Source organism: Mycobacteriales bacterium, assembly GCA_030697205.1.
Taxonomy (GTDB): Bacteria; Actinomycetota; Actinomycetes; order Mycobacteriales; family SCTD01; genus JAUYQP01.
The window spans coordinates 36421-59983 of sequence record JAUYQP010000034.1 but is presented as its reverse complement, the minus strand read 5'-3'; the positions used below and the strand labels follow the sequence as shown (position 1 = coordinate 59983).

The 23563-nt window shown below is 73.7% G+C and carries 16 protein-coding genes and 1 pseudogene; 13 read left to right on the top strand and 4 right to left on the bottom strand.

Annotated features, from left to right (window positions below; genetic code table 11):
• The first annotated feature begins 111 nt into the window (after positions 1–111).
• Complete coding sequence (locus Q8R60_10965; GenBank protein ID MDP3712987.1) at positions 112–657, top strand: RNA polymerase sigma factor; 546 nt, start codon at positions 112–114, stop codon at positions 655–657.
• Between the two features lie 26 nt (positions 658–683).
• Entirely contained in the window at positions 684–1601 is a 918-nt protein-coding gene (locus Q8R60_10960; protein ID MDP3712986.1) for a hypothetical protein, read from the top strand.
• Between the two features lie 150 nt (positions 1602–1751).
• On the opposite strand, the gene Q8R60_10955 is transcribed toward Q8R60_10960, so the two are convergent.
• Positions 1752–2567: an aminotransferase class IV gene (locus Q8R60_10955; protein MDP3712985.1), complete on the bottom strand. Its 816-nt coding sequence runs from the start codon at positions 2565–2567 to the stop codon at positions 1752–1754.
• A gap of 18 nt (positions 2568–2585) precedes the next feature.
• Between Q8R60_10955 and Q8R60_10950 the strand changes: the two genes are divergently transcribed.
• From Q8R60_10950 to Q8R60_10915, 8 genes and pseudogenes are all read left to right on the top strand, one after another.
• Entirely contained in the window at positions 2586–3023 is a 438-nt protein-coding gene (locus Q8R60_10950) for a transcriptional repressor (GenBank protein ID MDP3712984.1), read from the top strand.
• 192 nt (positions 3024–3215) lie between these two features.
• Positions 3216–8621 carry a fibronectin type III domain-containing protein gene (locus Q8R60_10945; GenBank protein ID MDP3712983.1) on the top strand — a complete coding sequence of 1802 codons (5406 nt, stop codon included), beginning with the start codon at positions 3216–3218 and terminating at the stop codon, positions 8619–8621.
• 289 nt (positions 8622–8910) lie between these two features.
• On the top strand, positions 8911–11598 hold the full coding sequence (locus Q8R60_10940) for a hypothetical protein (GenBank protein ID MDP3712982.1): 2688 nt from the start codon (positions 8911–8913) through the stop codon (positions 11596–11598).
• A gap of 137 nt (positions 11599–11735) precedes the next feature.
• Positions 11736–11837, top strand: a pseudogene (locus tag Q8R60_10935) (type II toxin-antitoxin system prevent-host-death family antitoxin).
• A 193-nt stretch (positions 11838–12030) separates the two neighbouring features.
• Entirely contained in the window at positions 12031–12339 is a 309-nt protein-coding gene (locus tag Q8R60_10930) for a PIN domain-containing protein (GenBank protein ID MDP3712981.1), read from the top strand.
• 68 nt (positions 12340–12407) lie between these two features.
• Positions 12408–13355, top strand: coding sequence for a folate-binding protein (locus Q8R60_10925; GenBank protein MDP3712980.1), 948 nt, complete (start codon positions 12408–12410; stop codon positions 13353–13355).
• 365 nt (positions 13356–13720) lie between these two features.
• Positions 13721–13975: a hypothetical protein gene (locus Q8R60_10920; protein MDP3712979.1), complete on the top strand. Its 255-nt coding sequence runs from the start codon at positions 13721–13723 to the stop codon at positions 13973–13975.
• 59 nt (positions 13976–14034) lie between these two features.
• Positions 14035–14466 (top strand): hypothetical protein, encoded by a 432-nt coding sequence (locus Q8R60_10915; GenBank protein MDP3712978.1) that lies wholly within the window; start codon positions 14035–14037, stop codon positions 14464–14466.
• Here Q8R60_10915 and Q8R60_10910 read toward each other — a convergent pair.
• Entirely contained in the window at positions 14453–16417 is a 1965-nt protein-coding gene (locus Q8R60_10910; protein ID MDP3712977.1) for a S53 family peptidase, read from the bottom strand. The two genes, Q8R60_10915 and Q8R60_10910, sit on opposite strands and share 14 nt — an antisense overlap.
• A gap of 191 nt (positions 16418–16608) precedes the next feature.
• Positions 16609–18507, bottom strand: a complete 1899-nt coding sequence (locus tag Q8R60_10905; GenBank protein MDP3712976.1) for a DUF4388 domain-containing protein — start codon at positions 18505–18507, stop codon at positions 16609–16611.
• 183 nt (positions 18508–18690) lie between these two features.
• Here Q8R60_10905 and Q8R60_10900 point away from each other — a divergent pair, with 183 nt between their 5' ends.
• Positions 18691–19281 carry an aerial mycelium formation protein gene (locus Q8R60_10900; GenBank protein ID MDP3712975.1) on the top strand — a complete coding sequence of 197 codons (591 nt, stop codon included), beginning with the start codon at positions 18691–18693 and terminating at the stop codon, positions 19279–19281.
• A 14-nt stretch (positions 19282–19295) separates the two neighbouring features.
• Positions 19296–20234 (top strand): asparaginase, encoded by a 939-nt coding sequence (locus Q8R60_10895; GenBank protein ID MDP3712974.1) that lies wholly within the window; start codon positions 19296–19298, stop codon positions 20232–20234.
• Between the two features lie 25 nt (positions 20235–20259).
• Here Q8R60_10895 and Q8R60_10890 read toward each other — a convergent pair whose 3' ends face one another.
• Positions 20260–20661, bottom strand: a complete 402-nt coding sequence (locus Q8R60_10890; GenBank protein MDP3712973.1) for an ATP-binding protein — start codon at positions 20659–20661, stop codon at positions 20260–20262.
• Positions 20662–20886: 225 nt separating this feature from the next.
• Between Q8R60_10890 and Q8R60_10885 the strand changes: the two genes are divergently transcribed.
• The gene (locus tag Q8R60_10885) at positions 20887–23484 is read left to right on the top strand and encodes a PAS domain S-box protein (protein ID MDP3712972.1); all 2598 of its coding nucleotides are present in this window, start codon (positions 20887–20889) and stop codon (positions 23482–23484) included.
• Positions 23485–23563: the final 79 nt, after the last annotated feature.

Sequence of the window (23563 nt, the reverse complement as noted above, 5' to 3'; positions counted from 1 at the left end):
TGAGCGACTGAGCCGCAGAGCGTGACCGCGCCCGAACCGCGCAGGGAGCCGGACCTCACCGAGGTCCGGCTCCCTCGCGTGCCCGGGCAGGCCAGGCCGCACACTCGCAGCGTGACCGCGCTCGAGGACGCCTGGGAGGCCGCCCGCCTCGGCGAGCCCTGGGCCCTGCGGGTCGTGTGGGAGACGCTCGCGCCGCAGGTCGCCGGCTACCTGCGCGGCCGGGGCGCGCTCGAGCCCGACGACCTGACCAGCGAGGTGTTCCTCGCGCTGTTCCCCCGGCTGCCGGGCGTCACCGGCGGGGTGGCGGGCCTGCGGACGCTGACCTTCGCGATCGCCCACGCGCGCCTCGTCGACGACCTGCGCCGCCAGTCCCGCCGCCAGCCCACCGTCGAGCTCGAGCCCCACCACGACACCCGCACCGCACCGTCCGCCGAGCAGGAGGCGCTCGCGTCGCTGGAGGTCGACGGCGTACGCCGGATCCTCTCCTCGCTCCCGGACGACCAGCGCGACGTGCTGCTCATGCGCCTGGTGGGTGATCTGTCCGTCGAGCAGGTCGCGGCCGCGATGGGCCGGTCGCAGGGCTCGGTCAAGCAGCTGCAGCGGCGCGGGCTGCTGGCGCTGAAGGCGCAGCTCGCGGACCGGGGCGTAACCCCGTGAGCCACTCCGACGATGACAGCCCTGAGATGACCGACTTCCGCGACGCAGACGACACCGCCGGGCTCGACGACCGGGCGGTGGAATCCCTGCTGTCAGGACGATCGGTCCCCGGCGAGCCCGGCTTGAGCGAACTGCTCGCCGAGCTGCGCGCCGCCTCGACCGCGGCACCCGTCGCGCCCTCCGCGGCCCTGGCCGCCTTCATCGGTCTCGACGCTCCGTCCCCCCTCGGCGTCGAGGCGATCGGTCACGTCACGGCGGCCGCGCCGGCCGCCGTGACGTGGTCGCAGGCCGACCCGACCTCGGTGCTCGCGCTGCCCTCGGGCGAGGTCGCGCTGCCGTCGGGGTTGCAGGCCGTCGTCAGCCCGGCCGCCCCCCGCGGACGCCGCCGGGTCGCCGCGCTCGCCGCGTCGGTCGCGGCGGCGCTGGCCGCTTCGCTCGTCGGGGCCGCCGCGGCCAACGCGCTGCCCGGCCCGGCGCAGACCGCGGTCGCCGGCACCGTCAACGCGCTGACGCCTTGGGACCTCCCGACCCGCGACGACGACGCCACGGATGACGACTCGCTGGACGAAGACGCCCCGACGCCGGTCGAGACGATCGCGCCCCCGGTCACGACCCGGTCCACCGAGGCGCCCACGCCGAAGCCCACCCCGAGCGACGACGACTCCGACGACGACTCCGATTCTGATGACTCCGACGACAACTCGGGCCGCGGCAGCGACGACAGCAGCGATGACAGCAGTGACGACTCCGACGACCGCGAGTTCGATGACCGCGAGTCCGACGACAGCGACGACTCGACCTCGAGCGGCTCGGGTAGCGGCAGCGGCTCGGACAGTGACTCCGACGACGAGGCCGACGAGCCCGACGACTCCGACGACCGCACCGACGACTCCAGCGGCAGCGGCTCCGACGACGAGCCCGACGAGCCCGACACCGACGACTGACCGCCCGGTCAGCCCACAGCCAGCCCCGCCACCAACCCCCCCCGCTTGTACGCCCGTGTCGGCGCTAGCGGGCCCCGTAGCGCCGACAGCGGCGTACAAGCGGGAGGTGGAGAGGGGGCCGGCGCGGGGAGGGAGGAGAGGGCGTGGGGGTCAGGAGCGCAGGAGCAGGGCCTCGAAGGCTTCGGCGAGGGCGGCCGTGACGGGGCCGACGGGCAGGACCCGGCCGTCGAGGCGGGTGACCGGGGCGACGCCGCGTACTGAGGACAGCAGCAGTACCTCATCGGCGGCGGCGAGCTCCGCGACGGTGCCGCGCCGCAGCTCCCACGGCACCGGGCACACCGACAGGGCGGCCTGCAGCGTCGTACCGGGAAGGGTCGAGACGTCGGCCGGGTCCGGCGAGACGAGCACGCCGTCGCGCACCCACGCGACGGTCGAGGTCGGGGCCTCGAGCACGTAGCCGTCGGTCGACACCCAGACCGCGTCGTCCGCGCCGGCGGCCTCGGCGGCGCGCAGGGAGGCCATGTTCACGGCGTACGACGTGGCCTTCACCCCGCCGAGCAGCCACGGGGCGTCGGCGCGCAGGCCCGCGGGGACCCCGAGCGGCAGCGTCACGGCCGACACGCCGGCCCGCTGCGCGACCGTGACCGCGGGGATCTCCGACGCGAGCGCGAAGCCGACCCCGCCGCGGGTGCAGACCAGCCGCAGGGAGCCCTCGGAGGAGGGGTACGCCGCAGCCGCGCAGCGGGCGAGCTCGTCCCACCCGCCCGGCAGTGCGAGGTCGAGGCGGGCAGCCGAGCGGGCCATCCGGTCGAGGTGCGCCTGGAGCAGGCGCACGGAGCCGCCCGCGATGCGGAGCGTCTCGAAGACCGACTCCCCGCGCAGCAGGCCGACGTCGTCGGCGCGCACCACCGGGGTCGTGGGGTCGACGACGACGGGCGGTGGGCCGAGCAGGGCGAGAACGGTCACGCGATCTAGTCTCGCGGGATGGGCCGCGACGGTGCGCAGGTGGGTGCGGACTGGCAGAGCGCGCTGCGCGAGAAGGGCTACCGGCTGACGCCGCAGCGCCAGCTCGTCCTCGAGGCCGTCGGTGCGCTCGGCCACGCGACGCCCGACGAGATCGCCGGGGCCGTGCGCGAGACCGCGAGCGGCGTCAACATCTCGACCGTCTACCGCACGCTCGAGCTGCTCGAGGAGCTCGGCCTGATCCGCCACGCCCACCTGGGGCACGGGGCTCCGACGTACTCCCTGGCGACCGACGCCGACCACGTTCACCTGGTCTGCCGCGCCTGCGAGGGCGTGACCGAGGCGTCGCTGGCGCTGGTCGCGCCAGCGGTGGAGGCGCTGCGGGAGGCCCACGGGTTCGCGGTCGACGTGGGGCACTTCGCGGTGTTCGGCACCTGTCGCGGGTGCACCGGGGGCTGAGAGCCGGGCACTTCATCCGTTTTGTCCGGATTCACGGCAGGTCGAGCGGTGAGGTTCACCGAACTTCCCCACCAACGGCGCCAGGATGACCCACTCTGGTGCCGAAGACTGTCCACGAGGCGGTCTGACCCCTCGTGCCCGAACCCCGTGCTCGTCCTGCCGCGCCACATCGCGGCTGCCCTCAGGAGAACCATGCGCTTCGCCCGCGTCCCCGTCGCCGTGACCGCTGCGGTCGCCCTCTCGCTGTCGGGGCTCGTGCTCTCGCCGGCCCAGGCCGCGAGCGCACTCACCTGCGTCACCAACCCGGTCAACGCCGCCAACCAGGCCGCTGTCGCCTACACAGGCACGGGCGGGGGGCCGCAGGTCGTGACGGCCAGCGACGGCACCGACGAGACGACGCCCGCGGCGGCCACCTCGACGGGCCTCACGACGTTCGAGGGCGAGGTCGACGTCACCGACCTCGCCGACGGCACCATCACGCTGACGGCGACGGACCTGCTCGGGGCGGACGCCTCCTGCACGACGGTGAAGGACGCGACCCCGCCGGCGGCGCCGACGCTCGTGGTCGTCCCGACGCCGACGGTCAACAACGCGCAGCGCACGATGGTGCGGGTCACCGCCACGTCCCCCGAGGCGAGCGTCGAGCTGCGGATCGCCGACACCAACACCGGCACCGAGGACCTGGTGCGCTCCCCCGTGCGCAACGGCAACACGTGGGAGGAGACCTTCGACGTCACCTCCCTCACCGACGGCACCCTGACGGTGACCGCGACCGCCATCGACGCCGCGCAGAACCGCACGGCCAGCACGACGACGGTCACCAAGGACGTCGTCGCACCAGTCGCGCCGACGCCGACCTTCACGGCAGGTGGCGACCCCATCACGGTCGTCAACAGCGGCAACCCCGGCACGGGCAACCCGGTGACGGTGTCGGGTGGCGTCGCAGCCGCGGATCCGGCCGTCTTCGTGCTCACCGTGACCGACGTGGCCAACACGACGATCACCCGCACCTCGGCGCTCGGCTCGACCTACAGCTTCGACATCGACCCCTACCAGTTCGCGGACGGGACGCTGACGTTCTCCGTCGTCGCGACCGACGCCGAGGGCAACGTCTCCCCGACGGGCACCGGCACCCTGCAGAAGGACGTCACGGTCCCGACCGTCGGCGGCCTGACCGTCAACGACGGCAAGGCGATCAACGCGGCGACCGACAACGCGGTCGTCGTCACCGGCATCGCGCAGAAGGACGGCAGCACGACTCCCGCCGAGGCGGGCACGACCGTCGTCGTGACGATCTGCTGCGGTCCCGACGCGGGCCTGCCGCCGACCCCGACGACGCTGACGGACACCGTGCCGATCGCCGCGGACGGTCGCTTCACCGCGACCTTCGACGTCTCGTCGTTCGACGACGGCACCCTCACCGCGACCGCCGACCCGACCGACCCGGCCGGCAACTCGACCACCTCGGCCAGCGCCACCCAGACCAAGGACACCCTCGTCCCGGCCGCGCCGGTCGTGGGCCAGCTCGCCGACGCGATCCCCGGCAACCTCACCGCGGTCACCTTCAGCGGCACCCGCGAGGCGGGCAGCAGCGTCGTCGTCACCATCACCGACTCGGCCGGCGTCAAGACCGTGCTGACCGAGATCCCCGCGGCCTCGAGCAGCTACAACGGCACCTTCGACGCGACCGGCCTCGCCCAGGGCGTCTTCAACGCGACCGCCGTTGCGACCGACGCGGCCGGCAACACCAGCGCCGTGTCGGCGGCGCGCACCGCCACCAAGGACACCGTCGCTATCGCCCTCGTCGGCACCAGCCCCATGAGTGGGAGCAAGGCGGCGTCGTCGTCCAACGTCCGGGTCACCTTCAACGAGCCAGTCGACGAGTCCGTCGTGTCGCCGATCGAGCTGCGGACCTCGCCGGGCAACATCCTCGTCGCCGGCAACACCTCCTACGCCGACGGCGGCCGGACGATCGTCTTCGACCCCACGGCCGACCTCGCCGACGGCAGCTACGTCGCCTCCTACACCGGCCGCGAGGCAGCGCCGTTCAGCGGCACCGGCGGTGCGGCTGACCCCGATGTCACCGGCACCATCCCCTTCATCGTCGACGGCACGGTCCCCGTCGCTCCGACCCTGACGACGATCGTCCCCAGCCCGATCGGCAACGCCGGCAAGACGTCCGTCCGCGTCAGCGGCACCATGCCGATCAGCGAGGCGGGCGGCACGGTCGTCGTCACGATCGCTGACGAGGCGACGGACGTGCTCGGCATGCCCGACCCCACCACGGTCTCGAGCACCCCGGTGGTCATCGCCGCGGACGGCACCTTCACCACGGGCAACATCGACGTCACGACGCTCGAGGACGGCCCGGTCCACGCGACCGCGGTCGCCACCGACTCCCAGGGCAACGGCCCCGGCCCGGTGAGCAACACCCTCGACGCAGTCAAGGACACCGTCGCCCCGGCCCAGCCCGGTGCGGCGACCGCCAGCGACACCACCCAGGCCGCGCCGAAGACCACCGTCGCCGGCACCGCCGAAACGGCCAGCCTCGTGCGCGTCGTGCTGTCGCAGGCTGGCTCCAGCACCACGGCGACCCAGACGGTCACGGCCGCGAGCGACGGCAGCTACTCCGTGATGGTCGACGCGGCGGCCTTCGCCGACGGCGTCATCAACGCGACGATCACCGCGACCGACGCGGCGGGCAACACCAGCGCGACCCGCGGCGCGACCTTCTCCAAGGACGCGACCGGCCCGGGCATCACGATGCTCGCCGGCACCCCGGTCAGCGGCGCCTCCGCTGGCAAGACCACGGTCACCGGCCAGACCAACGAGGCCTCGACCACGGTCGTCATCACCGTCACGGACAAGGACGGCAAGACCACCTCGGCCTCGCCGACCCCGGCCGCGACCTCCCCGGGGGCCTTCACCGCCCAGATCGACGTCTCGCTGCTCGCCGACGGCCCGCTGACCGTCAGCGCGGTCGCCAAGGACAGCAAGGCCAACAGCGGCGACCCCTCGGTCGTCACCGTCGCGAAGGACACTGTCGCGCCCGTCGTCGACCCGCTCGCGGCCAGCAGCGCCAACGGCAACGCCGCCCCGTCGACGACCACCATCACGGGTACGACGGAGCCCGGTGCGTCGGTCGCCACCTCGGTGACCAATGGCTCCACCACCGTCGCCGGCCCGACCGTCACGGCCGACGCCTCCACCGGCACCTTCTCGGCGACCGTCGACGTCAGCAGCTTCGCCGACGGCCAGCTCACCGCGCGGGCGCTCGCCACCGACGCGGTCGGCAACGCGAGCAACGGCGGCATGCAGACCACCACCACCTTCGTGAAGGACACCGTCGACGCGACCATCGCCTCGACGACCCCGGCCGACGGCTCCACGGTGGCCCGACCGGCGACGATCACGGTGACCTTCACCGAGCCGGTCACGTCCGCGACGACCGTCACGGTCACCCGCGGGGGCACCGCCGTCCCGGGCTCGACGACCTTCAGCGCGGATCGGATCACAGCGACCTTCACCCCGACCGACCCGCTGACCGACGGCGCCCACACCGTCGCCGTCGCCACGGTCGACGACCGTGGCAACACCGGCAGCGACAGCAAGACCTTCACCGTCGACGCGACCGGCCCGAGCATCACCGGCCTCGCCGCGACCGACGTGCAGCGCCCGGCCACGACCACGACGGTCACGGGCACGCTGTCCGAGACCGGCGCCGACGTGGTGATCCGCGCGACGGACGGCACGACCACGGTGACCAAGACCCTCACCGACCTCACCAGCACGTCGCTGAGCACCACGCTCGACATCTCGACGCTGGCCGACAAGGCCGACATCGCCGTGACCGCGGTCGCGACCGACGGCCTCGGCAACAACGGCCCGACGGCGAGCACGACGCTGGCGAAGACCCCGCCGGCCGCGCCGGCCAAGCCGACCGCGGTCACCGCGAGCGTGACGCGCGCCGCCGGGACGGCCGACCTGTCCTGGACCGCACCGGCGGGGACGGTCTCGTCGTACCGCGTGGTGGTGGCCCCGGCCGCCGGCACCGTCACCTACCCGACCGACCGCACCGCGACCACCGCGGTCGTCACCGGGCTGACCGACGGGACGCAGTACACCTTCACCGTCCTCGCCACCGGCAACGACGTCGAGGGCCCGGCGAGCGACCCGGTCACCGCGACGCCCTACACCGTGCCCGGCGCCCCGACCTCGGTGGCCGGCTCCGGCAGCGGCGGCACCCTGGCGCTGACCTGGACCGCCCCGGCGGGCAACGGCGGCCGCCCGGTGACCTCCTACACCGTGACGCTCAGCCCGTCGGCGGGGACGATCACCTACCCGACCGACCGCAGCACCACGGGCGCCACCGTGACCGGGCTGACTGCCGGCACGCAGTACACGATCTCCGTCGTCGCGACCAACCTGCGCGGCATCGGCGCGGCCGGCACCGGCACGGCGACCTCCGCGGTCACCGCCGAGCAGGACCGCTTCGTGGCGCTCACCAGCCCGGTGCGCGTCATCGACAGCCGCAACGGCACCGGCACCAGCGCGGGCCTGAAGAAGGGCGCGGTCACCCTCGACCTCACCAGCCGCATCCCGGCCTCGGCCACCGGTGCGGTGCTCAACGTGACGGTCACCCAGCCGGAGACCGGCGGCTTCGTCGTCGTCTACCCGTTCGGAGCCACGCAGCCGCCGACGTCCAACGTCAACTTCGCGAAGGGCCAGACCCAGGCCAACGAGGTCGTCACGGCGCTGGCCGGGCGCAAGGCGACGGTCTTCGTCAACGGCACCGGCCGCGCGCACGTCGTCGTCGACCTGGTTGGCTACTTCACGCCGGAGGCGGGCACGACCGGTTACCTCACGACGCTCGCCCCCAAGCGCGTCCTCGGCGCCGCCCTGGCCCGCAACATCGGCAGCTCGTCGGGCTCGTCGTCGGTCGACGTCGACCTGTCGTCGTCGCTGCCCGCCGGCGCGACCGGGGCGATCCTCAACGTGACGATCGCCTCGCCCAGCCAGCCCGGCTTCGTCGTCGCCTACCCGACCGGCACGACCCAGCCCCCGACGTCCAACGTCAACTTCGCGGCCAACCAGGTGCAGGCCAACGAGGTCATCACGCGGGTCTCCGCCGACGGCAAGGTCCGCCTGACGCTCTCGAGCGGCCAGGCCCGCCTCATCGTCGACGTCGTCGGGGCGATCGTGCCCTCGGCGGTGTCCGGGTCGACGCGGTTCACCCCGCTCGCCTCGCCCGACCGGGTGCTCGACACCCGCACCGGCAAGGGCACCACGAGCACCTCGCGGCGTACGTCGAGCTCTCCCGTCACGGTGACGCTGCCGTCGTCGGTGCCCGCCGACGCCAAGGGCGTGATCCTCAACGTCACCTCGACCGACCAGATCGACAGCGGCTTCGTCGTCGCCTACCCGTTCGGGACCGCGCAGCCGGGCACGTCCAACGTCAACTTCCGCAAGGGCGTCAACCAGGCCAACGAGGTCGTCGTCGGGATCGGCACCGACCGCAAGGTCGTGCTGGCCGTCGGTGGCGGCACCGGCAGCCCGGCCAGTCACCTCATCGCGGACGTCGTCGGCTACCTCCGGTAGGCACGCCAGCCCGTACGCCGGGTCCGGCCGCCTCAGGTAGCCGGGCCCGGCGTCGGCCTTTCGTCGTACGCCGCACACCTCACTTCGTGGCCGGACCACCGAGGCGGGCGCGACACGCCCGACAGTCCCTCAGGCGACATTTCGGTAAAGAGCGCACGATTCGTCCCATTCGCGGCAGGAACGGGCAGCGTGGTGGCGAAGCATGGCTATGGCTGCGACCCACACGCGCGGCCCTCGGCCTAGGGTGGAGGCGGAGTACAGGCACCACACCGCAGTCATGAGGAGTCCCATGAAGATCGCTCACCGTCGTCGCTTCGCCGCCGGCGTGCTCGTCTCTGCGAGTGCGCTGATCGGCGGTGTGCTCATCGCCAACCCGGTCGCCGCCGGTTCGCTGGTGCTGGAGCCCAACACCGCCCTCACGACCGCCACGGTCGACGTCGCGGTCAACGGCGCGGAGGCCGCCGAGATCGTCGGTGGCACCCTCACCCTCACCCGCGTGCCGGGGGGGACAGGCACCGTGGAGGGGTCCAACGACCCAGTGATCAGCAGCAGCCCGACCATGGTCTTCTCCGACGGGGGCACCGGGGTGGGCACCGACGGTCCCGCGAACGCCGGCAGCTACGGCGCGAGCTACACCGACACTCTCGAACGGACCGACACCTGCAACGCCTGCTTCACCGTCCTGCGACCGGGCCCGATCACGATCGGCAGCCCCACGCCGTCGTCGATCGCCGCGGGCGGCTCCGCCAACGTCTCGCTGGGTGGCAACAACTACGAGCGGGGCACCCAGATCGAGGTCCTGCTCGCAGACGGCAGCGTGGACCCGGCGATCACCGAGAACGCGGCGCCCCGCAACGCCGCCAACAGCGCCGACGTGACCGACGGCATCACCACCCGCACCAAGCTCGACCGGCGCTGGACCATCACCAACAGCGCGCCGACCGGTCCGCGCGGCATCCGGGTCACCAACCTCGACGGAAGCACGTCGAGCTGCAGCGCGTGCTTCACCGTCAACGGTGCCCCGCTGCAGAGCGTGAACCCGCTCGGCGGCACCAACAACAGCGACCAGTCGCCTGCCCTGACCAGCATCACGTTCACTGGTGCCGGTCTGAACGCCAACGGCACGCCGAGTCTGCAGTTCGTCGGCCACAACGGCACCGGGACAGCTGGCAGCTCCACCAAGTCCGCCCTCGCGATAGCCGGCTCCAACGTCACGCGCAGCGGCAACACCTCCGTCTCGGCGGACTACGACCTGCGGCTCGCAGCCCCGGGCAACAACGCCTACCAGCCGGTCGTCACCAACCCGGACGGGAGCGTCAACGCCTGCGACTGCCGCTTCGACATCACCCAGCCCTCCGCTGCCACCGTCACCTCTCTCGACAGCGACCCTGACACCGCGGGGAACCAGAACACCCTCAAGCAGGGCGAGACCAAGACCTTCACGGTGACCGGCACCAACTTCAGCCGGGGCGTCGTCATCAACGGTGGTGCTGGCGTCACCAACACCGCCGTCGAGCTCGTGAGCGCGACGCAGGTGAAGGCCACGCTGGCCGCCACCGGCACTGCGGCAACCGGTGCGAAGGATGTCACCGCGACCACGACCGACGCCGTCACCGGCGCCGCGTGCACCGGCTGCCTCGTCATCCAGACCGGCTCGTCGGCGTCGCCGTCGCCGAGCACCTCTGGTTCGCCGAGCGCTTCTCCGACCGGCGGGACTGACACCAACGGCCGCTACGTCGCGCTCGACACCCCGACCCGCGTCCTCGACAGCCGCCCGGCGCCCGACAACAAGGGCACCTCGGTGGGCAAGAAGCTCGGCACGGTTCCTGTCGACCTGTCCGGCGTCATCGGGGGCAACAGCGCCCAGTCGGCGGTGCTCAACCTGACGGTCCTCGGCTCCGACGCGAGCGGCAACGCCGTCGTCCACGCCCAGAACGAGGCCGTCCCGGGCACCAGCAACATCAACTTCATCAAGGGCCAGATCCAGGCCAACGAGGTCATCACCAAGATCAACCAGTCCAACAAGCAGGCTGCCGTCACCGTCCGCGGCAGCGCCGTCCACGTGATCGTCGACATGGTCGGCTACTTCACCAACGCCAACATCGCCGGCGCCACCCGCACGGTCGTGCAGACACCCAAGCGGATCGCGGGCAGCAAGGACGAGGTCAACGTGGCCGACGGCGGGGTGCTCACCGTGACGCTCGGCACCAACGACGTCCCGGCGAATTCCACCTCGGCGATCCTCAACATCACGATCGCCCGCACCAACGCGGCCAGCGGCTTCGTGGTTGCCTACCCCGGGGGCACGGACCAGCCCGCCACCTCCAACGTGAACTTCGTGAAGGGCGGCGTCCAGGCGAACGAGGCCGTGGTCCGGATGGGCACCGGTGCCAACGCAGGCAAGATCAACCTCAAGATCAGCCGGGGGACCGCACGCATCATCGTCGACGTGGTCGGCGGCCTGGTGACCGACAACGGGGCCGTCTACACCGGCCTGACGCCGGACCGGTTCGTCGACAGCCGATCAGGGTCGGGCAACGAGGGCACCCCGGCGGGGCGCAAGAACGGCGCGACCGTGATCACCCTGCCGTCCTCGGTCCCGGCGAACGCCGTCGGCGTCGTCCTCAACGTCACGGCGGTCGACGCCGAAGCCGGCAACTCGGGGTTCATCGTCGCCTACCCCACCGGCCAGTCGCAGCCGCCGACCTCCAACGTCAACTGGCGCGCAGGGATGACCCAGGCCAACGAGGTCATCGTCGGCATCGGCTCGAACAGGCAGGTCACGCTCGAGGTCGACGGCGCCAAGGAAGGGACCGGCACGCACCTCGTCGTCGACCTGGTCGGCTACGTGGGCGCCACCGGCGCAGCCGCCACCTCGTCTGCCACCAGCTCGTCGAGCTCGTCGGCGAGCGCTACGGCGAGCGCTACGGCGAGCGCTACGGCTACGGCTACCGCCACGGCGACCCGGACCCCGTAGCACCACCAGCGACGCAGTGCGGCCCCTCCTGGACACACCGGTGAGGGGCCGTACTGCGTCGTAGGCCGCCGCGTCGCCCCCCACACGCAGTTGCTGAAGGTGTATATGACCGGCAAGACGATCCCATGACCACGAGCATGACCGCTACGGCGATCAAGGCCACTCTGCTCGCGGTTCTCGACCGCGTTGCCACCGGCGAGGAGCTGGAGATCACCAAGCGCGGACGGGTGATGGCCCGGCTGGTGCCTGCCACCGGGCCCCAGGGTCTGCGCGGTCGGTTGGCCGGGCAGGCGCAGACCGTGGATCCCGATGACGACCTGCTGTCGACGGGTAGCCCTGGCACGCCTCGTGACCACGGTGCTGCTGGACACCCACGTGCTGCAGTGGTGGTCGGCAGAGCCCGACCGGTTGAGCAAGCGGGCCACCTAGGCGGTGGCCGAGGCCGACCAGCTCGCAGTGGCCGCCATCACGTGGAACGAGCTGGCCTGGCTCGCCACCCATGGGCGGATCGCCTTGGCGCTGCCGGTCGGCTCCTGGCTCGAGCAGCTGGCTGGACAGGTAGGCACGATCGGGATCACGCCGGCGATCGCGGCCAGCGCGGTGGCCCTGCCAGCGTCGTTCCCGGCCGACCCGGCTGACCGCCTCATCTACTCGACGGCCGTCGAGCAGGGCTGGTCGCTCGTGACCAAGGACAAGCGGCTACGCGAGCACCCGCACCCTCGCAAGCCGGCGGTCGGGTAACGCCGGCCGCGCTCACGCTCCGCACTGTTCTCGGGAATCCGGACACGCGGTCCTGGCTTGCACCGGACGTGACCAGTCCGCTGCTGCAGCGCCCAGGGGCCGTCCCGGCCGAGGGCGTGGACGCCGGCGTCGCGGCGCACTACGGCGACCCCTACCGCGAACAGCGCCAGCTGGCGGCCGGGGTCGCGGTAGTGGACCGCAGCCACCGCCCCGTCGTACGCATCTCCGGACCGGACCGGCTCACCTGGCTGCACTCCCTCACCAGCCAGCACGTCGAGCACCTGCAGCCGGACGTGTGGACGCAGGCGCTGGTGCTCAGCCCGCAAGGTCACGTCGAGCACCACCTGACGCTCGTCGACGACGGCTCGGCGGCCCTCGCCCACGTCGAGCCCGGCACCTCTGAGGCGCTGCTCGCGTTCCTGGCCTCGATGCGCTTCATGCTGCGCGTCGAGCTGGAGCTGACCGACCTCGCGGTGCTGTCCGACGCCGCCGGCGACCGCTTCGTCACTTCTGACGACCTCCAGGCGTACGACGGAGAGGCCGCGGGCCTGGATGCCTACGAGGCGCTGCGGGTGGCGGCCCGGCGCCCGCGGCTCGGGCTCGACACCGACCACCGGACGATCCCGCACGAGGTCGGCTGGCTCGGCCGCGCGGTCCACCTCGACAAGGGCTGCTACCGCGGGCAGGAGACCGTCGCGCGGGTCTACAACCTCGGCCGGCCGCCGCGGACCCTCGCGCTGCTGCACCTCGACGGCAGCGACTCCACGCTGCCGGTCCCGGGCGAGCCGGTGACGCTGGACGGGCGCGAGGTCGGCCGGGTCGGCACCGCGGTCCGCCACCACGAGCTCGGCCCGCTGGCGCTCGCGCTGGTCAAGCGGCAGGTCCCCGACGACGCGGCCCTGCTCGCCGGAGAGGTCCCGGCCCGCATCGACCCGGCCCCGGCCGACGACACCGTCCCCGAGAGCCCGGCCCGCGCCGCCGCGGTCGCCCGCGCGGGGTTGCTGCGCAGGACGTGACGTTCTCGTGAGACGAGAGACACTGTGCAGGACATGAGAACGTCGTCGCCGCCCCTGCTGCCGATCTTCCGCAGTCGTCTCCAGGGTGACCTGCTCGCCCAGGTACTACTGAGGGACGTCCCAGTCACGGTCTCGGACCTTGCGCAGGCGCTCGGTGCTCCGGTGTCGACCGTCCACCGCGAGGTCGTGCGCCTGGAGGCCGCCGGGCTCCTCGTGTCACAGCGGGTCGGCCGCACCCGCCTCGTCAGCGTGCGGGAGGGCAACCCCGCGGTTGCTCCGCTGCGGCAGCTGGTGGAGATGGCGTTCTGCCCGCCGCAGGTGTGGGCGAGGAGTTCTCGGCATCGGAGGGGGCACAGCAGGTGATCGTGTTCGGGTCCTGGGCTGCCCGCCACGCCGGTGAGGAGGGACCGCCTCCCGGCGACATCGACGTGCTCGTCGTCGGCGACCCGGACCGTGACGACGTCTTCGACGCGGCCGAGCGCGTCGAAGGGCGCGTGCATCGACGGGTCGGCACCACGATCGTCAGCCCGCAGCGCTGGCAGGCAGCCACCGAGCCCTTCCTCATCGAGGTACGACGACGGCCGCACGTCGTCGTCGTACCCGAGCGGGCTGCGCCCTGAGCTGGGAGAAGGGCCGCGACGACGTAGAGCGACTCCTGGCGCTCGGGCATCTCGAACGGGTGCCTGCCGACCCTGCCGACGCGGTCTACCTGATGGATCGCGCTCACCGGCATCTCGCCACGGCAGCGCGCGAGGCAGAGGACGATCCCGACATCGCCTATGACGCGCTGTACGCAGCGGCTCGCAAGGCGCTCACGGCGCTGCTGCGCCAGCAGGGGCCGCGCCCGACCCGCATAGGCGGGCACGAGGCGGTCATCCAGGCTGCGGAGGCGCACCTGGTGCCGCCCTTGGGTGCTGTCCTGCGTCGCTACCGCCGCCTGCGTCGTCAACGAGGGGGCAGCGACGACGCAGCAGCCGAGGGCGCCGTGCACCCCGACGACGTGCGCAGTGATCTCCCGGTCGCCCGGGAGAATCGTTACTGCCGTAGGCCTCGTGCTCGCGGAGCTGACGGTCTTCGTGCCGCGTTCCTGACCCGGCTCAGGAGACCGTGACGGTCGCGCTCGTCGCGGCCACCGACAGCGTGCCGACGCGGTCACGCGCGAACGCCTGCACGACGTAGCTGCCCGGCTCGACCGTCCGCAGCACCGACCCCGGCTGGGTCGTGAGACCGCTCGCGAGGACCCGCCCGTCGCTGCGCAGCAGCCGCCAGCTGATCCGCGCGACCCCGCTCGCCGGCAGCGGGTCGCTGCCGCCCCAGCCGATCGCGAGCACCCGCGGCCGGCTGGTCGCTGCCAGCGACGCACGCGCGGTCGGGGCGGTGGTGTCGACCAGCACCGGCGTCGCGGCCAGCTGGCAGTCCGCGCCGTCGCGGACCGCGAGGACGAGGTCGACGACACGGTCCGGGCCGTCGGGCAGGGTCGTCGCCGAGGGCAGGAAGGTCGCCGTCGCGTCGTCGCAGCCCACCTGCTCACCGACGGCGTAGCGCGCGGTGCGCGAGGAGGGGGCGTACGCCGACACCGTGATGCTCCGGCTCGCCGTCGCGGGTGCGGCCGTGAGCGCCGGCCGCAGCAGCCGCGGTCCGAGCAGCGACCACTGCGGGGTCCCGAGCCCGGTCGCGAGGTCGTAGCCCGGACCCGCCCGGAAGCGCAGGTTGTCACCGCTCGTCACGTCTCGGAACGCCCCGGGGGTGTCGCGGGCCGCCGCGTAGAACGCGGTGTGGACCGGCCCGAGCCCGAGCGTGCGCCCGCTCGCCGACACCGCCGAGGCGAGCAGCCCGGCCGTCAGCGGTGCCGCGGCGCTGGTGCCCCCGACGACGCTCCAGCCGCGCCGGCTGCCGATCGGTCCGTAGACACCGAGGCCGGTGCGCGGATCGGCGACAGCAGCAAGATCGGGTACGCCGCGGCGGTCCTCGGCGACGAGACCCTGCTGCCACGCGGGCCGGCGGTGCGTCGTCGACAGGCCCCCGCCGCTGCCGACGCCGGGGAAGCCGGCCTCCGCCTCGGAGCGGTCCGACCAGGCCGTCTCGGTCCAGCCGCCCTCACTGGTCGGCTGCAGCGTCGTACCGCCGACCGCGAGCACGAGCGGGCTCGCGGCCGGGTGGTCCACGGCGAGCCGGGTGTCGGGTGCGCCGGGGTAGCCGCAGTCGAACGCGCCGCTGTCCCCGCTCGCCGCGAGCACCGTCGTGCCCGCCGCGACCAGACGCTGCAGGCTGCTCTCGACCGCGGTCCGCAGGTCGGCTCCGAGCTGCTCCTCGCAGGCACCCCAGCTGGTCGAGACCGCCACGAGTCCGGTCTGCTCGGCGTAGGTCGCCAGGGAGTCCCAGACCGTGACGACGCCGACGGTGGTGTTGGGCGCGACGTAGACCCGCTGGCGCGCCCGCGGGGCGGTCGCCAGCACCGCCTCGACGTCGAGCGCGACCTCCTGGTCGCCGCCCATCCCGTCCGGCACGTCGCCGCGCGCACCGCCGACCCCGACCGTGGCGAGCTGGCCGGGCTCGAGCGCGATCCCCGCCGCGTCGGCGTAGACGCCGGCATCGGCCTGCCGCCACCCGCTGAACTGCACCGTCGCGACCGTCGTGCCGACGCCGTCTCCGACCGCGTCGTAGGCGCTGCGGACCTCCGTCGGGCCGTAGCCGCGCGGGATCACCCGTGGCCGCAGCCCGGCGCGCGTGTCGAGCGTGACACTCGCGGCCCCAGGCGGGCGGGCGGTCAGCCGCGGTCCCGTGACGACGAGGGTCCAGTCGGTGCTGCGCTCGACCCGGTGGCCGCGGGCGACGAGCCAGTCGCGCGCCTTGCCCCGCGCGGTCGCGGTCGGCCGTCGCGTCGCGGCCCGGTCCCACCGCTCCTGCGGCGTGGCGGGCGGCCGGGTCGCCTCGGTCGCCGCGCGCGCTCCCGCGAGCGTCACGACGTAGCGGAAGCTGGCCGCCTCGGCCGGCGCCGCCCCCGTCAGCCCCGACGCGACCGCCCCTGCCGCGAGCAGCAGCGCGACGCGGGACCGGGACACACCGGCCATGTCACCACACGCGAGCCCTGCCGGCCCGTCACTCTGCCGTACCGCCCCGGTCTGGCTGGTCCCGGTTGCCCGGTCCACACACCCCTGCCGCGGCGCTGGCTCACACGCGAGCCCCGTCCCGTCGGAGCGTGCACAGTGCACGCCCCCCGCGTGCAGTGCAGCAAGGCGGGCGATCGGTGCGCCTACCTGCCGAACAGCCCCTTGCGCTTCTTCGTCGCAGCCGCAGCCGCAGCCGGCCGAGCGGGGCTCGGCGCGGGCCGGCTCGGCGCCGCGACCGGCGGAGGCTCGTCGTCGAAGCCCAGCGACGAGAGCTCGCGCAGCAGCGCCGCCGTGTCGGTGTCTCGAGGGGCGTACGACGGCATCGGGTCGTCGTCCCACTCGGCATCCGCCGCGGGCGCGGCAGCCACCTCCGGCTCGGGTTGGGTGAAGCTGTCGGCCGCGCTGGACAGCTCCGCGAACGCCGCAGCCTGCGCCGACGGGTCGACGGCGGGGGCGGCTGCCTGCTCCGCCTCCCGTGCCTCGGCGGCCAGGCGCTGGGCCTCGGCTCGGGCGTCCTTCTCGGCTTCCTTGGCTGCCTCGCGGGCCGCCATGTCGGCAGCCTCGGCCGCTGCCTGCTCCTCGCGCAGCTGCGCAGCGACCTCCGCTGCCTGAGCAGCCTGCTCGGCGGCGAGGCGCTCGGCTTCGGCGGCCGCTTCCGCGGAAGCGCGCTCGGCCTCAGCCGCGGCGGCTTCTGCGGCGAGGCGCTCGGCCTCGGCCTGCTCGCGGCGTACCTCCGAGAGGTCCACCACCACGGCCTCGTTGCCGGTGGCCTCGAGGTCGGCGACGCGGGCGTCCTCGGCCATCCTCGACATCTCGAGCTCGGCCTGGGCGGCGGCGAGCTCGGCCGCGTCGCGCTCGCGGCGCTTGGCGTCGCGGGCGGTCTTCTCCGCGGCCTTGCGCTCTGCCTCGGGGTCGACCTTGGTGGGCGGCTGGGGTGCGCGCTTGGGAGGCGAGGCGAACATGTCGTCGCCGGTCGCACCAGGGCCGAGCAGCGCCGACAGCGCCTCGGAGACGCGCGAGATCGAGCCGGCGACCTCCTCGACCGAGTGCGGTGCGTTGTCGAGGGTGCGGGCGGTCGTGGTGCGCGGCGCCGCGGCGAGCGCGGACGTGATGAGCGCAGCCACCGATGCGGGCGTGGTCTCGTGCGAGGGGGAGGCTGCCTGGGAGGGGACCGCGGCGGTGACCTCAGCGGCGGTGACCTCAGCCGCTTCGGCGTGGGCGGCCTGCTCGGTGAAGGCGGCAGCCATCCGCGACGCCGCGGGCTCGACCTCGGCGGGGACGGTGTCGACGATCGGCTCGGGGGCGGAGGCGGACTCCGGCCCGAGGACCTCCTCGACCTCGACGAGCCCGGACTGCACGAGGGAGTAGACGACCTGGCCGGCCTCGAACAGCGTGAAGCCGCAGTCGCGGGCGAGCTCCTCGAGGGAGCGCGCGCCGTCGACCTTGCACAGCAGCGCCCAGGCGTCGGCGTCGATGTCCATCTCGGAGGAGGTGGAGGACGACGCGGCGAGCAGCGGGATGGCGGTCGGCCCGTGGACGACCTCCTGGATCGACTGCCAGGCGGTGCGCCGGCGGTCGACCTCGGCGAGCAGGTCGGCGACCTCGACGGGAGGGGCGACGTCCTCGCGGGTGCGCTCGTTGACCCGGAAGCGCCAGGAAGCCGACCCCCAGCGCAGCAGGTCCGACAGGGACTCCCGGAGTTGCTCGTTGACGAAGTCCTCGACGACGGGCTGGTCGACGTAGCCGAGGTGCACGAGCAGCTCGCCGAGACGCCAGCCCTGCAGCTCCGTGCGCTGGGCCTCCAGCGCCTCCGCGAGCGCCTCCGGTCCGAGCGCTCCGGACGAGACGAGGCGCGCGCCGAGCTGGGGGCGTCGGCCGGGGACGCTGACGGCGTACACCCGTCCGCCGCGCAGGAAGACCTTCGACTCCTCGACACCGTCGTCGACGTGCAGGCAGCCGCTCGCGACGCCGGCGGCGAGGTCGGTGAGGACCTGCGGCAGCGGGGTGGTGGCGAGGTCGCCCTTGAGCACGCTCTTGGACAAGCGTCGACCTCCTCACCGTGCGGCCCCGTGCGGACCTCCGTCGGTCCGCTCTGTTGTCCTCGGCAGGGAGGGGCCTGACGTTGAGCCGTTCGGTGGAACGCGGGCGGTTGCCACCACCCGGTGCAGCGATCTGACACGATGAGGGGGTCGCGCGCTCCCGCGCGGCCACGGAGAGGAGCGGTCGTGGGCGCCGAGGGCACTGCTGTCGAGGGCTCGGACACCCCCACGGGCACCCGCCGGATCGACCGCGTCCTCGCCGAGGACTTCCTCACCGGGCTGGGCGCGGCGGACCTCTCGGAGGTGCGTTCGCTCAAGCAGGAGGCGGAGCAGGAGGAGGCGGACCTCTCCTACATCCGTCGCATGATCCAGGGCCGCATCGACATCGTCCGTGCCGAGCTCAACCGCCGCGACGGCGCGACCACCGGCTCGCTGGTCGACAACCTCGCGTCGATCCTGGCCGACGAGCCGCGCGCGAGCGCCCGCGGCCTCGGCCGCCACGTCACGGTGGAGCCCGGCCGGGTCGACTCCCACCGGCGCTACGTCGAGTCGCTCGTCGCCGACGTCGACCTGTCCGACGTGTCCGCGCGCACCTCCGACGAGCTGGCCCACGCCATGCGGACCCTGTCGGAGGAGGAGCAGGTCGTGTCGACCAAGCGCCGCGCCGTGCAGGACGTCATGGACGCTTGCACCACCGAGATCACCCGCCGCTACCGCGACGGCGAGGCCGACGTGGCGACCATCCTCGGCGAGCAGGGCACCGCACCGCAGAAGTGACGGCCCCCGCACCCTTGCCCGTCCTGGTCGAGGTCGTCCGCTCCGGCTGGGTCGAGTCGACCCACACCGGCTCCGTGCTGGCCGTGCGCGCCGACGGCACCGTCGCGCTGGCCCTCGGCGACGTCACGACACCGGTCTTCCCGCGCTCGTCCAACAAGCCGCTGCAGGCCGTCGGGATGCTCGTGCTCGGCTGGGACCCGGCCGACGACGAGCTGGCGCTGGCCACCGCGAGCCACAGCGGGGAGGAGCAGCACCTCGAGGTCGTACGCCGCACGCTCGCGTCCGCCGGCCTGCCCGAGTCGGCGCTGGCCTGCCCGCCCTCGCTGCCGCTGCACGAGCCGAGCGCCCACGCGCTGCTGGCCCGTGGCGAGCACGCCACGCCCCTCACCATGAACTGCTCCGGCAAGCACGCCGCGATGCTCGCCACCTGCGCCCTGCACGGCTGGCCGACCGACGGCTACCTCGCGCCGGACCACCCGCTGCAGGCCGCGCTCGTCGCCGCCGTCGAGCGGCAGGCCGGAGAGCGGGTGGAGCACGTCGCGGTCGACGGGTGCGGTGCGCCGCAGCACGCGCTGACGCTCACCGGGCTGGCGCGCGCGTTCGGCCGGCTCGCGTCCGGCGACGGGGACGCGCAGGCCCGCACGGCCGCGGCGATGAGGGCCCACCCGGGGCTCGTCGGCGGCACGGACCGCGACGTCACGCAGCTCATGGAGCACGTGCCCGGTCTGGTCGCGAAGGACGGCGCCGAGGCGGTCTTCGCCGCGGGCCTGCCCGACGGCTCCGCCGTCGCGGTGAAGATCGCCGACGGCGGTGGTCGCGGCCGGACGCCGGTGCTCGTCGCGGGCCTGCGGGCGCTCGGCGTCACCGATCTCGACCGCTGGGCGAGCTCGCCCGTCCTCGGTGGTGGCCGACCGGTCGGCGAGGCCCGCCTCTCGGCCGCGCTCGCCGGCTGACGCGCGAGCGGCGTACTGCTCCGGGTCAGCCTGGTAGGGCTCGCCCGCCCGGGGGGACCGGCAGGTCGAACCACACGACCTTGCCCGGCGGGGCGAGGCGCACCCCCCAGTCGCCCGCGAGCGCCGCGACGAGCGCGAGCCCGCGGCCGCCGAGGTCGTCGAGGTCGGCGGTGCGCTGGCGCGGCACCCCGGGGTCGTCGTCGGCGACCTCGACGTGGATGCCGTGCCGGCCCGTGACGACCGAGAGCTCGACGCCGGTGCGGGCGTGCAGCACCGCGTTGGTGACCAGCTCGCTCGTGAGCAGCAGCGCGTCGTCGCACAGCGACTGCTCGTAGAGGGCGCCCAGCTCGGCCTGCAGCTCCTCGGCGACGAACGCCCGCGCCTGCGACGGAGCGCTGGTGCTCGCGTCGAGGCGCCGGGTGGTCACTGGACCGTCCTACCCTGCGACTGCGGTTGCGGGACCGCCACGGTCGGGTGACGCTGCCGCCATGGTCCCGAGCGGATCCGCACGAGCGGGTGCAGAGCCGGACACGCCGTGCGCAGGAGGGTAGGAGCGGGTCTGTCCCGGAATCGCCCGTGCTGCTCCCGCTACTGATGCCAGTGAGGTTGTCGTGGGGCTGCAGTGCGGCTGCGGCACGCCGATGATGAGGGGATGGACACGACCGAGGCGCGTCGCCTGCTCGAGCTGACCGGCTACGCCGTGCTCGACACACCGCCGGAGCCGAGCTTCGACGCCCTGACCCGCGCGGCCTCGACGGTCACAGGCTGCCCCACCGCGCTGGTCAGCCTGCTCGACGACCAGCGGCAGTGGTTCAAGTCCCGGTGCGGTCTCGACGTGACCGAGACCTCGCGGGACCTCGCCTTCTGCGACTACGTCCTGCGCGCCGACGCCCCCCTGGTCGTCCCCGACGCCACCAAGGACCCGCGCTTCGCGACCAACGAGCTGGTCACCGGAGAGCTGGGGCTGCGCTTCTACGCCGGCTTCCCGTTGCGTACCCCGACGGGCGCGGTCCTCGGCAGCCTGTGCGTCCTGGACTACGTGCCGCGCCCCGAGGGCCTCGACGAGGACCAGGTCTCGCTGATGACGACCCTTGCCGACCAGGTCATGACCCTGCTCGAGCTGCGCCGAGCGCTCGCGACCCGTGACGAGGCCGTCCAGGCGCTAAACGCCTCCCGCCAGCGCTACCAGGCGCTGTTCGAGTCCAACTCGATCGGCCAGGTGGAGATGAGCCCGGACGGGACGCTGGTGGGGGCCAACGCCGCCTTCGCCGCGCTGGTCGGCGTCGAGTCGCCCGCCGACCTGCTGGGTCGTCAGCCGGCCTCGGCGACGGTGCCCGAGGACCGCGAGGCCCAGCGCCTCGCGCTCGAGACGGCCCTCCAGCAGCCCGGCACCGTCCTGCGCACCGAGCGGCGGGTGCAGCGCCCCGACGGCGCTGTCGTCGAGATCGAGGGCACGCTGACCGCTGTCGCTGGGGCCGACGGCGCGGTGGCAATGCTCATCGGCACGGCGTTCGACGTGACGGAGCGCAACGTCGCAGCCCGTCGCCTGGGTGAGCTCTCCGCCGATCTCGAGCGGGCCCATGACGAGGCGGTCGAGCGCACCGCGCTCCTCACCACCGTGCTCGACACCGTGGATGTAGGCATCGTGGCCTGCGACGCGCAGGGCCGGCTCACGCTGTTCAACCGGGCCACCCGCGAGTTCCACGGCCTCGACGCCGACAGCGTGATGGACCCCGCCGACTTTGCGGACCGCTACGCGCTGTTCGAGGAGGACGGCACCACCCCGCTGGCGGCGGACCAGGTCCCGCTCTCCCGCGCCCTGCGCGAGGGCGCCGTGCATGACGTCGACCTCGTCATCGCTCCCCCCGGGCTGCCCGCGCGACTGGTGCGCTGCTCCGGCCGGGTGCTGCGCGACGCCGACGGGACCGTGCGCGGGGCGGTCGTGGCCATGGCCGACGTCACCGCCTCCCGGGCCGATGCGCGGGCGCTCGCCGAGCAGGCCGAGTTCACCGCCGTCCTGCTCGAGGGCAGCCATGCCGTCATGTGGGCCTGCGACACCACGGGTACGCCGACCTACGTCAACGCCACGGGTCGTCGCCTGCTCGGCTGGCCGTTGGGCACCCCCGTCGCGGAGCTCGCTGCCAGCGGAGAGCTCGATCGGCTGTCCGCCAGCCTGCGCACCTTCTACCCCGACGGTCGGGACATGCCCGCAGCGGAGCACCCCGTGGTCCGTGCGCTCACCGAGGGCGACGTCGGCGACGTCGAGGTCCGCGTGAGCCCGGTGGGCGAGCCGACCCGGACGCTGCTGATGGAGGCCAGCGCCTTCCACGACGCCGACGGGCGGGTGCGCGGCGCGCTCGCGACCGGCTACGACATCACCGAGCTGCGCGCCTCCGAGCAGCGCTTCCGGGCCGCCTTCCGTGACGGCCCGACCCCCACTGCCCGACTCGACGCCACCGGGTCGGTGCAGGAGGTCAACGCCGCGCTGCGCCGCTTCCTGTCGGTCCGCAGCTCCGAGCTGGTCGGGAGGGACCTCGCGCGCCACGCCCACCCTGATGACCGGCCGGCCCTCCTCGCGGCCCTGCTCGGCCCGGGGACAGGGACCGAGCCGGCCGAGATCCGCTTCGTGGGCGCCGGGGGCAGCGCGGTCTGGTGCGAGGTCGCGGTGTCGCGCACGGCCGGCGCCGACGGGCAGCCCATCGTGATCGCGCAGCTGCTCGACGTCGACAGCCGCAAGGCCCAGGAGCACGTGCTCGAGCGCGCCGCCCAGATGGACGGGCTCACCGGGCTGAGCAACCGCAACCACCTGCTCGCCGCGCTCGACGAGGCGCTGCGCGCTCCCTCGCGCGGCCCGGTGGGGGTGCTCTTCCTCGACCTCGACGGCTTCAAGGTCGTCAACGACGCGCACGGTCATGACGCCGGCGACGCCGTGCTGCAGGAAGTGGCGCAACGGCTGCTCGCGTCGGTGCGACCCCGAGACGTGGTGGCTCGCCTCGGGGGTGACGAGTTCGTGGTGCTCTGCCCGCTGCCCGACGAGCGCCACGGGGTCGCCGACCTCGACCTGCTCGCGCGCCGGCTCGAGGACGCGCTCCTCCCGCCCATCAGGCATCGCGGCCTGCTCCTGCACGTCGCCGGGAGCGTCGGCGTCGCCGTCGCCGACCACGACAGCCCACCGGGGGAGCTGCTCGAGGCCGCGGACCAGGCGATGTACCGCCGTAAGCGCGCCCGGGTTGCGACGCCGGCCGTCTGACGTGTCGCCTCACGTTCGGGCTGACGGGAGGGGCTGACGCGGCCGCTAGCCACTCCCTGCCGGGGGGTGTGGTCAGGGT

Excerpts from the sequence above, each read along its gene's own strand:
- Q8R60_10960 (MDP3712986.1), top strand. The coding sequence starts at position 684 with ATGACCGACTTCCGCGACGCAGACGACACCGCCGGGCTCGACGACCGG.
- Q8R60_10950 (MDP3712984.1), top strand. The coding sequence starts at position 2,586 with ATGGGCCGCGACGGTGCGCAGGTGGGTGCGGACTGGCAGAGCGCGCTG.
- Q8R60_10945 (MDP3712983.1), top strand. The coding sequence starts at position 3,216 with ATGCGCTTCGCCCGCGTCCCCGTCGCCGTGACCGCTGCGGTCGCCCTC.
- Q8R60_10940 (MDP3712982.1), top strand. The coding sequence starts at position 8,911 with ATGAAGATCGCTCACCGTCGTCGCTTCGCCGCCGGCGTGCTCGTCTCT.
- Q8R60_10885 (MDP3712972.1), top strand. The coding sequence starts at position 20,887 with ATGGACACGACCGAGGCGCGTCGCCTGCTCGAGCTGACCGGCTACGCC.